Below are 12,079 nucleotides of genomic sequence, written 5' to 3' on the forward strand. Positions count from 1 at the left end.
AGTCTCCCCATGGGCAACCACCGGGGTTTATACCGCCTAACCAAGGATTTCCGCCACAGCAACCAGGCGGGTACCCACAACAGCCAAATGGCTATCCGCAACAACAAGGACAACCAAACCAGTGGCAGCCGCCAGCTGCACCACCCAATAGCCAGCCACCACAGGGACAGCAAATCGGCTTTCAGCACCCAGGGCAGCAACCCCCAGTTGGCGGCTACAACATAGATGATATCCCATTCTAATTATGTTCCAACTTAGACCATACCAAGAATTGCTAATCGAAGGCGTCCGGGATGAGTTCCGTTCCGGACGCCGCAAAACCTGTATAGTTGCCCCCTGTGGTGCTGGTAAGACAGTAATCATGGCGTGGATGGCGGCTCAAACCGCCACTAAAGGTAACAATGTTTTGTTTGCCGTCCATCGTCAGGAGCTTATAGAGCAATCTAGTAATACTTTTGCAGCCATGGGCATACAGCATGGAATTATTGCCCCTGGGTGTATAGCCACCGGTGACCAAATACAGATCGGTAGTATTTTCACCATTGCCCGCCGGCTGGATAAGATACAGCCACCGAATTTGATTATTTTTGACGAAGCCCATCACTGCAAGGCAAATACATGGATTAAGTTGATACAAGCATTTCCTAACGCCTACGTGATCGGCCTTACAGCTACCCCGGCCAGGACCAACGGTGACGGGTTAGGAGATATATTTAACTCCCTGGTGCTGGGGCCCAGTGTTAAGCAACTAATTGAATGGGGCAATTTATCCCCTTATAAATATTTTGCTCCACCAGTTAAAGCAAACCTGGACGGCCTACGGGTTAAGTATGGGGACTATGTTAAGTCAGATATCACCTTAGCCATGGACAGGTCAGAGATTATTGGGGATGCCATTGAGCAATACAAAAAGCTGGCTGATGGCAAAAGGGCCATAGCCTATTGTGTGAGCCGGGCCCATTCCGAACACACGGCAGAAATGTTTAGAGCGGCCGGTATCCCAGCGCAGCACATCGATGGCGAGACAGACCACGGAGTCCGTAAGGCCGCCATTGAGCAATTCCGCACCGGACAAATTAAGGTGCTCTGTAATGTGGATTTAATTTCCGAGGGTTTTGATGTGCCGGCCATGGAGGCGGTGTTGTTGTTGAGACCCACACAGTCATTGACACTGCATATCCAACAATCCATGCGCCCTATGCGGCCGGATAAAGATAACCCGGGTAAAGTGGCCATCATCATTGACCATGTGGGAAATTGCTACCGCCACGGGCTACCAGATGAGGATCGGGTTTGGAGCCTGGAAGGTAGGAAGAAAAGCAGTACTGGTCATCGTGAGATATCCCTAAGGCAGTGCCCCAAGTGTTATGCCGCCCATAGGCCTGCACCTGTCTGCCCTCTATGTGGTTATCAGTACGCTCCTACGGAAAGGGCAGAGCCGGAACAGAAAAAGGGTGAGCTGGTTAAGATTGACGAGATTGAGCGCCAGCGAAGGAAACAAGAAATTAGGCAGGCCAAAAACATAACGGATTTGGAGCAAATTGCGCTCCGGCGTGGGTACAAGCTTGGTTGGATTAATAAGATGGCTGAGTTAAAGAGGATTAAGAGATAGCAAGAGGTGTTGCTTATGTCGTCTGACAATAGCCGCATTGTTGTGGTAGATGAATGGAATGGCAAATACGTTATCAACGATGCCTATAGACCAATTGCTGAGGCACTTGTATGTAAATTCGAGGAACTAAAGCATGTGCCTGTTAAGGCTATTCTGTTCATTGACAATACAGAGGGCACCGGGAAATCAATGAACAAAATCAAATATGCTCAGATCGGCAAGGTCCCTGAAAAGTGGCAGGAGATTATTTATCAGGTTACCGGGCGAACATTTCAGTATTTTATGGAGATTTTTAAAAGGAATATCCGGGAAATGAGCCGTGAGCAAATTATTGCCCTGGTATATCACGAACTGAGGCATATCGACTATGACGGTGGCCTTAAGCATCATGACATAGAGGACTGGAGTGAGATGGTTTACGGCCTGGGTCTTAACTGGTCAAGTACAAAGACAGTTATTCCGGATCTCTTGGCTGAGGGCATTGATTGGAGCAACATTAACGAGATGGGACAGCAGAAATTGTTTAAGGATAACAGGACGCTGAGAGTTATTAAATAATCGGAGGTGCGGCATGAGTACCTGTTATGTGGATGTTGACCCGCAAGTGGTCAAGGAGGTTATTTCTCATCTTAAAGATAAAAACCCTGATAGTATTATTGTTTTACCAGTAGTGCAAGCATTAGAAACATATTCTCCTACTAAAAAGAAAGATTATTTCAGAATCAAATATGAGGCCATCATTCCGAAAGATGCAATCATTGGTGGAAGTTGTTTGACTGATTTTGGAGCTTTAATTGTTATGCGAGTTCCAAAGAACCGGATTAAACCGGGTAAACAACTTTGATGGTGGTTTACAAAAATAAGCATAAAAATTATACAGCATTTCAAACAACTTTCATGGTGGTTTGTATTTAAGATTTGAGGAAAGTGAGGTCGAACACGATGCCGTGTTGTGAAGATTGTCCATGTGTTAACTATTGTGACGGCTCAATGATAGAAGCCTGCATGGATGACTGGAGAAAAAGAAAACAAAAGGAAAGCGAGGTTGAGAAAGGATGACATGCAAAGAATGTCTATATTACGAGCCTGATTATGGCACGTGGGGAGTTTTTGGGTGGTCTGAAGATGGTTCAAAAGGATATTGTTGTGTTGAGCCAAAACGAGTATTTGTTGACGGTAATCGTATAAAGTGTAGATACTTTCTGTCAAAAGCGGAAAGTGATGTCAAACACGATGGGATTACCATCACATTACATAGCAGAAAAGGAGATGATTGAAATTAATGAACAAACCACTACGAAAGTTAAATACCCATTAAACCAGAACTTCTAAAGCAGGAGGAGTCTGCAGATGAATAAACCTAAGTCGGAAGCCAACATTCAAAGCCAAATTCGTTCCTTTGTATCTATAGAAAAACTGGGCGTACTCTTCCGGGCCAACGTTGGCGAGGCATGGACTGGTGAGCGCATCGAAAAAAATGCTGACGGCAGTATTACTATTCATAATCCCCGGAGGTTTAAATCCGGCCTTCCTATGGGATTCTCCGATCTATTTGGTGTGGCCGAGATGGGAAGAGCAGTGTTTATTGAGGTTAAATCACCCACAGGTCGGCTCCGTCCGGATCAGGAAAACTTCCTCCGAGAGATGGCCAAGCGGGGAGCATTCGCTGGGGTAGCCAGGAGTCCGGAGGATGCGGAAAAAATATTCCGTGGGGCATTGGTGGGGTTAAAGTGATGGAAACGATGATAAAACTTGGAGATAACTGTATATTGCCATCCCAGGTAGATGGTAACGAATCTAACGGCTACACTAGCCCCAGTAATTTAAAAGAGTACACATTAAACCAGGAAGAACTGGCAGAGATTCATAAAAAGTATGGCCCTCCCGGTCAGAAGCTTAAGAAAGAGAATTTTTTTGTATCAGCGAAAAGAAGCGTCCCTTTGATTGGGGCTAGGTAATGGGTGGTGATATTGCAGTGATTGGTTTTACCGCTGGTATTTTTACCGGATTCATGTTTTGTTTGTTTGCTTTGTCGGTGTTTAATATGAAACGTAATGAAAACATGGAAAATGAGTATTATCAATGTCCTCATGGTTATGATGATTGGGATGATTGTCCAGATTGTTGTCATTGAGTAAGTTAGATCCACTTAACTAACTATCAAAGGAGGGAGGAAATTTTTGAATAAAATACAGGACTTCTTATCCTCCCTGTACGGATATTTTGATCCTGGAAGTGTCCTTTACCTGTGGACACTGCCGGATAAACAAACTCACCCGTTTACAGCCGGTACGTTGGCTGAAATGGCAACTGCAGCCGGTCGCCTAACTCCTAGCTATGATGTGTATTTTGGGGTAGGTGCCACCGTCCACTCTCTAGGCCAATATGAGCGACCGAAAAACGAAGATATCATGGCCATCCCTGGGCTGTGGGTGGATATTGATGTTTACCACCCTGTAGCACACAAGAGCAAGGCATTGCCGCCTGACATAAATGCGGCCATGGAGTTGCTGCCTAATGATTTGCCGCCATCCATCATAACCTGGAGTGGGTATGGCATCCATGCTTACTGGCTATTTCGTGAGCCCTGGGAGTTTAATGCTCCGGAGGAACGGGCGAGGGCCGCTAAATTACTGCAGTCCTTACAAGCGGTCGTTAAACAAAACGCAGCAGCCCGTGGCTGGAGAATAGATCCCACAGCAGACCTTGCCCGGGTGCTGCGGCTCCCCGGAACACTAAACAAGAAGATTCCGGACAGTCCCGTCCAGTGCCGGGTTATTGAGCGTTCAGAACTGCGATATAACCCGTCTGACATCGAAGATTTATTGCCACCGGTACCGGATAATCCCGTCCACCACCGGACAGAGAAGTTTGAGCGTCGGCCAACGGATGGACCGGCGGAGCTGATGCTTAGGAATTGCCGGTTTTTGCAGCACTGCCAGCTGAACGCCAAAGATATTACATATGCGGAATGGCTGGCAATGCTCACAAATGTAGCCCGGGCCAGTGACGGGATCCATGCCGCTCACCAGATTTCTGCCCTGGATCCGGAGCGCTACCGGCCGGAGGATACGGACAAAAAGCTGGCAGAGGCCCTGGCTATGAACCCTCAGACGTGTGAATATATTCGCACTGTCGTAGGCTTCCCGGGCTGTCCCCAAGGAGGATGTGGAGTGCAGGCTCCGTGCAGTTGGAGCTTGTCCAAGGTTGGCAAGGCCCGGGCGGTTGTGCGTGGGATTTCTATACCAACACCTGAAACCGTACTTACTCAAGAAGTGCTTGGTGCCTTGGCGCTGCTCAAAAAAGAAGACCAAATTGAATATGCCAAATTCAAAGCCACCTGTAAGGGCCGTGTAAATTTGAATGACCTAGAAAAAATGGTTAAACAATACAAAAAACAGGTGCGTCAAGAAAGCCATTTACATGTGGTCCAGGATGGGGAGAAACCCGGCACCAGGATGCTTAGTAATACGGTACCTGAAATCCCTCTTGATCTAGTATTGCCGCCAAACTTTCGTTTTGAGAAATCAGGTATTTTATATGTCAGGGAGACAAGCTCTGGGGATATTCAAGCATATAAGGCCGTTGGTACCCCAGCGATTATATCAGAACGACTCTTCAACGTGGACACAGAAACAGAAAAGCTGGAGATCTGTTTCCAGTACTTGAACGGTTGGCGCAAAGTATTGTTTCCCCGTTCCACGGTAATGGATTCTCGGAAAATATTGCGCCTGGCCGATTTTGGTGTGGCTATATCATCTGAGTCAGCAAAGTATACAGTCAAGTGGTTTGATGTTCTCCTGGATGTCAACCAGGATCGAATACCAGTTACTCAGGCTGTATCAAAGCTAGGCTGGCGAGGCGACAGGGAATTTGTGCTACCAAACTTTAGCCCACACTATCGAATCGACATTGATGACGACGGCAGCCAGCGGACCATATCCGGATTTACTACGGTTGGCGACCGGTCGGAATGGATTGCCAGGATGCAGTATCTACGACAATCACCGAAGGCCCGTTTTATCCTGGCGGCCAGCTTTGCTGCGCCGCTGCTCCGGATCCTGGGGCAGCGCAACTTTATTATCCACAACTGGGGTAACTCCCAAGACGGGAAAACTGCCACACTATGGGCGGCCATGTCCGTTTGGGGCAACCCTGACCGATTGATTAGTACATTCGATACCACCACTACAGCTATGGAACGCAAGGCAGCCCTTCATTCCGACCTGCCCTTGGCCATAAATGAACGGGAAGTTCTAAGTCGAGGTAAAAAGGATGATATAAACCCGTTGCTTTACACTCTGGGTGAAGGCCGGGGACGCAACCGAGCCGACAAGAAAGGTCTCCAGATAACCGCTACATGGCGCACTATAGCCCTATCAACTGGAGAAGGAACCCTTTCAAATACAGGTTCTTTTGACGGGGTGATGACTCGTGTACTGGAGATATCCGACGGCCCACTTGCCCATGACCGTGACTTTGCCCGCAATCTGTATTACTTCCTGCCTAGGAACCATGGCCATGCTGGTCCGGAATTTCTGTCACAGCTATTGGCTGCTGACTATGGCACCATCTTCGCTACCTACAGGGAATTCCAATCTGTATTCCGGGCGAGTTATCAGGACCGAATAGATTCCCATATTGATGCCGTGGCATGTGTAGCCACTGCTGATTATCTGACTTCTGCATGGGTATTTGGTGAGCCATGGGAACAGGCCAAGGCAGGAGCAATGGCTACCGGTGGGCACATATTGACTGGGCTGATTACCAAAAAAGAGGCCAGCGAATCAGAACGAGCATGGGAAGCGTTCAAGGATTGGATAGCTGAAAATCAAGCCATGTTCAAAGAACGTACTAATGGTCCCTGCTTTGGATATATCGAAAAGGGAGATATGCCCTTTGATAAGCCTGATTTTTATGTAATCCGTAGTGTTGTAGATCAGTTTTTGTCAGAACGGTTTTCAAGCAGCCGGAAAATCATTCGTGAGTGGGCTTTGACCGGGAAAATAGAGTCCTATAATCACGGTGGAAAGATTAGGTATGATGCCCCAGGAAGGGTATTAGAGAGCGGTGTTAGGGCAAGGGTAATAAAAATAAGGGAAGTCAATCTCTGATTAGTTGTACCACTAAAGTGGTACAAAAACACATTAGTGGTACAACTAGTGGTACAGAGAAAACCCTTGAATGGTAAGGGTTGAGGGGCATTTATATATATAATGTACCACTGTACCACTAAATATTATATATATCTATAGCAAATATACCCTACCCCTTAAGGTATAAGGTATAAGGGGGTATAAAAAATATATCATACCCTCTGCAAATTAGTGGTACAGTGTACAACGCACTCTGAACCCCAGTAAAATCAAGGCCTCACGTGTTCTAATCTTGTACCACTAATAGTGGTACAGAAAAAATAGACAAGAAAAATCCAAAAGGGAGGGCTTAACATAAGTGGTTACAACATCCATAAAAGAGCCGGCCCAAAACGAAGCAGAATTACTTGAGCAACACATTAGACTAGTCCATTACATCGTCAGAAAATTAAACCTCAATTACGAATACGATGAATTAGTCCAAGTTGGAACCTTGGCTCTGTTAAAAGCAATACGGACATTTGACAATACCAAGGCTGCCTTTGCTACTTACGCCTCACGCTGTATCACCAACCAACTGTTAATGCACCACCGAAGGAATAGTAAGCATATCCCGGTATTATCGCTAGATGGCGAACCAACTAACGACAATGGTGATAGTTTTAGTCGCTACGATATCCTGGATGCTGCAGCCTCTGACGAGACCGGAGCTGTTGAGACTAAGATTGTTTTTCAGCAGGTTGTCAAAAAACTTAGTCCCAGGGAGCTTAAGATATTACAGCTTAGACTTAACGGCAAAGGGCAGAAGGAGATAGGGCAGCTACTAAATATTTCTCAGGGTTACGTTAGTAGAATTGAAAAACGAGTCCCTAAAAGGCTTTCAGTGCATTTAGAGCCCTATAAGGGGGATGGATTTATGGGATGTCACCGCCGGGATATAATTGACCCAGGTTCGCCGGAAAGAAAATGACCCACCCTTAGCGAATATATCCCCTTCGTAATTAACGGCCAAGTTAATCTTCGGAGGGAGACACATGCTAAGGAGTGGGATAGTGATATCGTTACATACCATGAGGGCAGAAGGCAAGAGTATTCGTGAAATTGCCCGTCTAACGGGGCATTCTCGAAATACAGTTCGCCGATATCTCCGGGGTGAATTCTCCCCCGAAAAGGGAACCCGTAAATCTCGTGGTTCCAAGCTTGATCCGTATAAACCGTTCCTGCAGGAACGTCTTCAAGAAGGTATCTATAACTGCGAGGTTTTATTCGATCTTCTACGAGAAAAGGGGTATACCGGGGGACGTACCATCTTGAAAGACTATGTGAAGGACTTCCGTCCTCCCAAACAAGTTCCCGCTGTTCTTCGTTACGAGACGAAACCTGGTGAATATGCACAGGTCGACTGGGGACTGTGTGATTACGTAGATTTGGACGGTACAGTCCGAAAAGTGCCGGTATTTGTCATGGTATTGGGGTACTCTCGTTCCACCTATATAGAGTTCACTAAGCGTTGTGACATTCACAGCTTTCTTCGTTGCTTGATTCATGCTTTTGAATATTTTGGGGGCATCCCAAAGGTAATGCTGACCGACCAGATGAAAACCGTCGTACTGGGCATGGGAGATGATCGAAAACCTCGCTGGCATCCGCTTTTTGCCGACTTTGCTGCAGCGATTGGGCTTGTTCCAAAAGTATGCAAAGTTCGACGCCCCGAAACAAAGGGAAAAGTGGAACGAGGCGTTCAATACGTAAAAAACAACTTTCTTCCTGGCAAACGCTTCGTTGATTTACAGGATCTCAATCAACAAGCCCTACACTGGTGCGAGCGGATTAACCGCCGTATTCATGGAACAACCGGCGAACGTCCCATCGACCGACTCCGTGAGGAAAATCTGTCGCCTATCCCTTCAGCTGAACGATGGGAAAAATACTTGCATGAACCAAGACAGGTCAGCCGAGACGGATTTGTTAGCTACGATGGTGTACGATATGGGGTTCCATGGAGGTACAGTGGACGTGAGGGTACCGTGCGAGAAGTGAATGGGTGGGTGGAAATCTGGGCCGACGGCACATGTATTGCTCGACACCAAAAGGTCTATCGATCCCGTGCAACTGTTTTTTGTGAAAACCAGTATGCAGGTCTTACGACTGCTCAAGGATATGCCTATCCACGTCCGCAAGCCCGACAGATTTCATCGCAGCAAGTGGAAGTGCGTTCGCTGGATGTCTATGAGCAGCTGACGGGGGTGGGAGCATGATTGAACTGGAACAAGCACGGCTACGTCTCGAGGAACTTGGGCTTCAGCAAGCGGCTCTACTCTTGGATGCCCATTTGGAAGCGGCAAGTCATGGACAGCCCACCTATCTGTCCTTTCTCAACATGCTTCTAGATGCAGAGATAGCGGAACGTCAAAAACGGAATATGGAGGTACGCACCAAACTCGCACACTTGCCTTACCGAAAAACGCTGGAGGAGTTCGATTTTGCTTTCCAACCCAGCATTGACGAACGGTTGATTCGAGAGCTGGCCACGATGACTTTTGTAACCCGACACGAGAATGTCTTGTTCTTAGGGCCTCCCGGAGTAGGAAAAAGTCATCTGGCGGTGGCGTTGGCTGTAGAAGCCATCTCGCAAGGGATATCCGTTTACTTTGTCAGTCTCTCGCAACTCATCGAAGATCTGCGAAAAGCTTACACGGAAAACAGGCTGGATAAACGCCTACGCATCTATATTCGACCAAAGCTCCTGATTATTGACGAAATTGGTTACTTACCGTTTGACAGTTTGGCAGCTAACCTCTTTTTCCAGGTAGTAAGTGCAAGATACGAGAGAGGGAGTATTCTGTTGACCAGCAACAAGAGTTTCGGTGAATGGGGGGAACTGATGGGCGATCCGATACTTGCTACGGCTATCCTGGATCGGCTCTTACACCATTCCCACATCGTCAATATTAGGGGGAATAGTTACCGACTTCGTGAGAAGATGAGGACTGGAGCCTACGGCTCCCCCTCTACCACCTAACCAACAAAAAATCGCCGGGTGGGTCAATTCTAAACCGGCGATGGTGGGTCAAAATAAAGTCGGCGTTGACATGGGAAGAGGAACCGGCAGAAATGTTAGAGTTGGGCCGCGCAAATCAACCGAAAGCGAGGAACCGGTAAGCAGCCCAGTAATCACTTACACTTTGACCCCAGAGGAACTTGAGAAATACCGAAATCCAAATAATTCACCACAAGGAGGTCTGGATATGGAGGGTAGAAGAACCCGTCTGGATATTGCCAGGGAAAAATTAACCCAAGAGGTTTACATTGAGCTTAAGTCCCAGGGTCTTAAAGATACGGAAATAATTAAGCAGCTTGGAATAGCCACTGATGTGTTTTATAAGCTTAAGAAGAAATTTGATTTAAGCAAATTATCCCAACAGGACAAGCCAGTCCAAGTATCTACCGCTGAGATTGTGTGGATAGATAAACGTCCAGGCGCATCAAATAACAGTGAGCCCTTAGTGATTATTGGCAAAAGGTTTGTAGTCAATGCAGCTGCAAGAGAGTTACTTGGATCAAATGGTGTCAAGATAGGGGTTATGAAGCAAAAGGTAGTTCTGGCTCCTTGTGATGGGGAAAATTGCTACAAGGTAAGTGGTAAAAAGAGCGCAAGTATTGGTGGCAATGGACTAATTAAGTCATTATTGGGATTAGGGCTTACAGAGGGCACTTATCGGATATCAAAGGATGATAATGGTTACCTGGTTGGCTGTAAGGAGGTTAGCAATGGCAACACTCTGTGAGATATGTGCCAAGGCCACGCCTATGCTTTGTCCATGGATTGATAAAGGCGACCGTACTGGCTTAGAGTACAAGGTCAAGTCTGTTCCTGCTCCCTTTAATAGCACAAGAAAGTATGAAATTGTGACAGTATTAGGGTGTGAGCGGTTTAAAAGAGGACCGTTGCCACCTTTAGGTAGGAGGTAGCCTATGGCTGAGCTCAACAGTTACGATATGACGCCAACCGAGAAAAAACTATTAAAGACCATGCGAACAAAACTGGGCACAAAGAACCTGTATCAGTTTAGCAAAAAGGTTTTGGAGCTTTCAGAACGTGAGCAAGGCTTGTATAAACCTGAAGAAGTTGATAAGGTTGTTTTCTCGGTAGTTAACGAAGTTTACAGAGCCAGAAGCCTATATCCAAGGTTTGCATCAGCCCATGAAGGTTATGCAGTAATCCTGGAGGAACTGGATGAAGCTTGGAATGAAATTAAGGTTAATAATACTAAGCGGGCAAAAGCAGAAATGGTACAGGTGGCTGCTATGGCAATAAGGTTTTTACTGGATATAACAGACTAGGGGGGGTGACATGGATTGGGGAAATCAAAAGTAAATACCCACGAAATAGCCAAGATAGCAGCAAGGGAAGCGTTGAAAGAGTTCAAAGAAGAAGAACGCCAGCGGGTTAAAAGGACCAGATACCAGAATACTGAGTTATTGCTTAAGAATTACCTGAGCCTGCTGGATCACTACGAAAACTCCAAGGACAAGGCATCCGATATCATGGAATTAGATGACGATATGGACGAAGTAATAGTGAAGGCAATCAAAAAAAGCCGTATCCGGACTGCAATTATGATTACCCAAATTGAAACCTGCCTGGAGATACTAAGACTGAGGATGTCTGCCAAGGGGCAGCCGGAAAAGTATCAGGTAATTAAAAGTTTGTACCTTGACAAGGCGAGAAGGGATATGCCATATGGTGAGTTGGTAAAGGTAGTGGCAGAGGAAATCCATTGCGGGGAGGCTACAGTAAGACGGTGGAAAAAAGAAATGATCACCGAATTGAGCGTCTTAATATTCGGTGTAGATGGCCTTAAGCTAGATATTTAAAGGCCTCAGGGCTTTGATTAAACCGTGATTAAAAGATGGTTTTTACATGGTAATTCAAACGTGGTAAAATGGTACTGTAAAATATTGTGTTTAGAAAAAACCGCCTAGAGATGGGCGGTTTTTGTGTTACGCCCGGAATGACTGTGACAGGTTTATTGGAGTGAGTATAAATGGCCAAGCCTTTCTATAAATCCAGACGATGGCAGAGCAAACGCGCAAACATCCTGCGGCGAGATGAATACCTCTGCCGGGAGTGCAGGCGGTACGGCAAGACTACAGCGGCAACGACAGTACACCATGTATTCCCTTTAGAACAACGGCCTGACCTCGGTTTGGTTAGCGATAACCTGATTAGTTTGTGTAACGAACATCACGACAAGATGCACGATAGGACTAATGGCGAATTGACAGACCTTGGCAAACAGTGGGAGCAAAGGGTATCCCCCCTCCTTCAAACTAGAGGATTCAAAGTCTAGGGACCGGGCAGGGGGAA

The 12,079-nt window shown here is 46.5% G+C and carries 15 protein-coding genes; all 15 read left to right on the forward strand.

Annotation, left to right across the window (positions count from 1 at the left end; all coding sequences use genetic code 11):
* Positions 1–9 precede the first annotated feature (9 nt).
* Positions 10–225, forward strand: a complete 216-nt coding sequence (locus tag DESHY_RS14875) for a hypothetical protein (RefSeq protein WP_162470939.1) — start codon at positions 10–12, stop codon at positions 223–225.
* Positions 226–244: 19 nt separating this feature from the next.
* A complete protein-coding gene (locus tag DESHY_RS07130) occupies positions 245–1,612 on the forward strand; it encodes a DEAD/DEAH box helicase (protein ID WP_008411585.1) in 1,368 nt (455 codons plus the stop codon).
* Positions 1,613–1,627: 15 nt separating this feature from the next.
* On the forward strand, positions 1,628–2,170 hold the full coding sequence (locus tag DESHY_RS07135; RefSeq protein WP_008411587.1) for a putative metallopeptidase: 543 nt from the start codon (positions 1,628–1,630) through the stop codon (positions 2,168–2,170).
* 13 nt (positions 2,171–2,183) lie between these two features.
* A complete protein-coding gene (locus DESHY_RS07140) occupies positions 2,184–2,456 on the forward strand; it encodes a hypothetical protein (RefSeq protein WP_008411589.1) in 273 nt (90 codons plus the stop codon).
* A gap of 506 nt (positions 2,457–2,962) precedes the next feature.
* Complete coding sequence (locus DESHY_RS07145) at positions 2,963–3,346, forward strand: VRR-NUC domain-containing protein (RefSeq protein WP_008411593.1); 384 nt, start codon at positions 2,963–2,965, stop codon at positions 3,344–3,346.
* Positions 3,343–3,570 carry a hypothetical protein gene (locus tag DESHY_RS07150; protein ID WP_072866256.1) on the forward strand — a complete coding sequence of 76 codons (228 nt, stop codon included), beginning with the start codon at positions 3,343–3,345 and terminating at the stop codon, positions 3,568–3,570. The genes DESHY_RS07145 and DESHY_RS07150 overlap by 4 nt, the downstream gene beginning before the upstream one ends.
* The gene (locus tag DESHY_RS14020; protein WP_160162483.1) at positions 3,570–3,746 is read left to right on the forward strand and encodes a hypothetical protein; all 177 of its coding nucleotides are present in this window, start codon (positions 3,570–3,572) and stop codon (positions 3,744–3,746) included. Before DESHY_RS07150 ends, DESHY_RS14020 begins: the two co-directional genes overlap by 1 nt.
* Positions 3,747–3,792: 46 nt before the next feature.
* Positions 3,793–6,726 (forward strand): DUF927 domain-containing protein, encoded by a 2,934-nt coding sequence (locus tag DESHY_RS07155; protein WP_008411598.1) that lies wholly within the window; start codon positions 3,793–3,795, stop codon positions 6,724–6,726.
* Positions 6,727–7,066: 340 nt separating this feature from the next.
* Positions 7,067–7,678, forward strand: a complete 612-nt coding sequence (locus DESHY_RS07160) for a sigma-70 family RNA polymerase sigma factor (protein ID WP_008411600.1) — start codon at positions 7,067–7,069, stop codon at positions 7,676–7,678.
* 64 nt (positions 7,679–7,742) lie between these two features.
* A complete protein-coding gene (gene istA / locus DESHY_RS07165; RefSeq protein WP_008409807.1) occupies positions 7,743–8,966 on the forward strand; it encodes an IS21 family transposase in 1,224 nt (407 codons plus the stop codon).
* Positions 8,963–9,730: an IS21-like element helper ATPase IstB gene (istB, locus tag DESHY_RS07170; protein ID WP_008409491.1), complete on the forward strand. Its 768-nt coding sequence runs from the start codon at positions 8,963–8,965 to the stop codon at positions 9,728–9,730. Before istA ends, istB begins: the two co-directional genes overlap by 4 nt.
* Before the next feature lie 226 nt (positions 9,731–9,956).
* A complete protein-coding gene (locus tag DESHY_RS07175) occupies positions 9,957–10,496 on the forward strand; it encodes a hypothetical protein (protein ID WP_048817966.1) in 540 nt (179 codons plus the stop codon).
* A gap of 187 nt (positions 10,497–10,683) precedes the next feature.
* A complete protein-coding gene (locus DESHY_RS07185) occupies positions 10,684–11,052 on the forward strand; it encodes a hypothetical protein (protein ID WP_008411607.1) in 369 nt (122 codons plus the stop codon).
* Between the two features lie 15 nt (positions 11,053–11,067).
* Positions 11,068–11,586 carry a hypothetical protein gene (locus tag DESHY_RS07190; RefSeq protein ID WP_008411609.1) on the forward strand — a complete coding sequence of 173 codons (519 nt, stop codon included), beginning with the start codon at positions 11,068–11,070 and terminating at the stop codon, positions 11,584–11,586.
* A gap of 170 nt (positions 11,587–11,756) precedes the next feature.
* Complete coding sequence (locus DESHY_RS13605) at positions 11,757–12,062, forward strand: HNH endonuclease (protein ID WP_072866237.1); 306 nt, start codon at positions 11,757–11,759, stop codon at positions 12,060–12,062.
* Positions 12,063–12,079 lie beyond the last annotated feature (17 nt).

The sequence above is a fragment of the Desulforamulus hydrothermalis Lam5 = DSM 18033 genome, assembly GCF_000315365.1.
Taxonomy (GTDB): Bacteria; Bacillota; Desulfotomaculia; order Desulfotomaculales; family Desulfotomaculaceae; genus Desulfotomaculum; species Desulfotomaculum hydrothermale.

Excerpts from the sequence above, each read along its gene's own strand:
- DESHY_RS14875 (WP_162470939.1), top strand. The coding sequence starts at position 10 with ATGGGCAACCACCGGGGTTTATACCGCCTAACCAAGGATTTCCGCCAC.
- DESHY_RS07130 (WP_008411585.1), top strand. The coding sequence starts at position 245 with ATGTTCCAACTTAGACCATACCAAGAATTGCTAATCGAAGGCGTCCGG.
- DESHY_RS07135 (WP_008411587.1), top strand. The coding sequence starts at position 1,628 with ATGTCGTCTGACAATAGCCGCATTGTTGTGGTAGATGAATGGAATGGC.
- DESHY_RS07140 (WP_008411589.1), top strand. The coding sequence starts at position 2,184 with ATGAGTACCTGTTATGTGGATGTTGACCCGCAAGTGGTCAAGGAGGTT.
- DESHY_RS07145 (WP_008411593.1), top strand. The coding sequence starts at position 2,963 with ATGAATAAACCTAAGTCGGAAGCCAACATTCAAAGCCAAATTCGTTCC.
- DESHY_RS14020 (WP_160162483.1), top strand. The coding sequence starts at position 3,570 with ATGGGTGGTGATATTGCAGTGATTGGTTTTACCGCTGGTATTTTTACC.
- istA (WP_008409807.1), top strand. The coding sequence starts at position 7,743 with ATGCTAAGGAGTGGGATAGTGATATCGTTACATACCATGAGGGCAGAA.
- istB (WP_008409491.1), top strand. The coding sequence starts at position 8,963 with ATGATTGAACTGGAACAAGCACGGCTACGTCTCGAGGAACTTGGGCTT.
- DESHY_RS07175 (WP_048817966.1), top strand. The coding sequence starts at position 9,957 with ATGGAGGGTAGAAGAACCCGTCTGGATATTGCCAGGGAAAAATTAACC.
- DESHY_RS07185 (WP_008411607.1), top strand. The coding sequence starts at position 10,684 with ATGGCTGAGCTCAACAGTTACGATATGACGCCAACCGAGAAAAAACTA.
- DESHY_RS13605 (WP_072866237.1), top strand. The coding sequence starts at position 11,757 with ATGGCCAAGCCTTTCTATAAATCCAGACGATGGCAGAGCAAACGCGCA.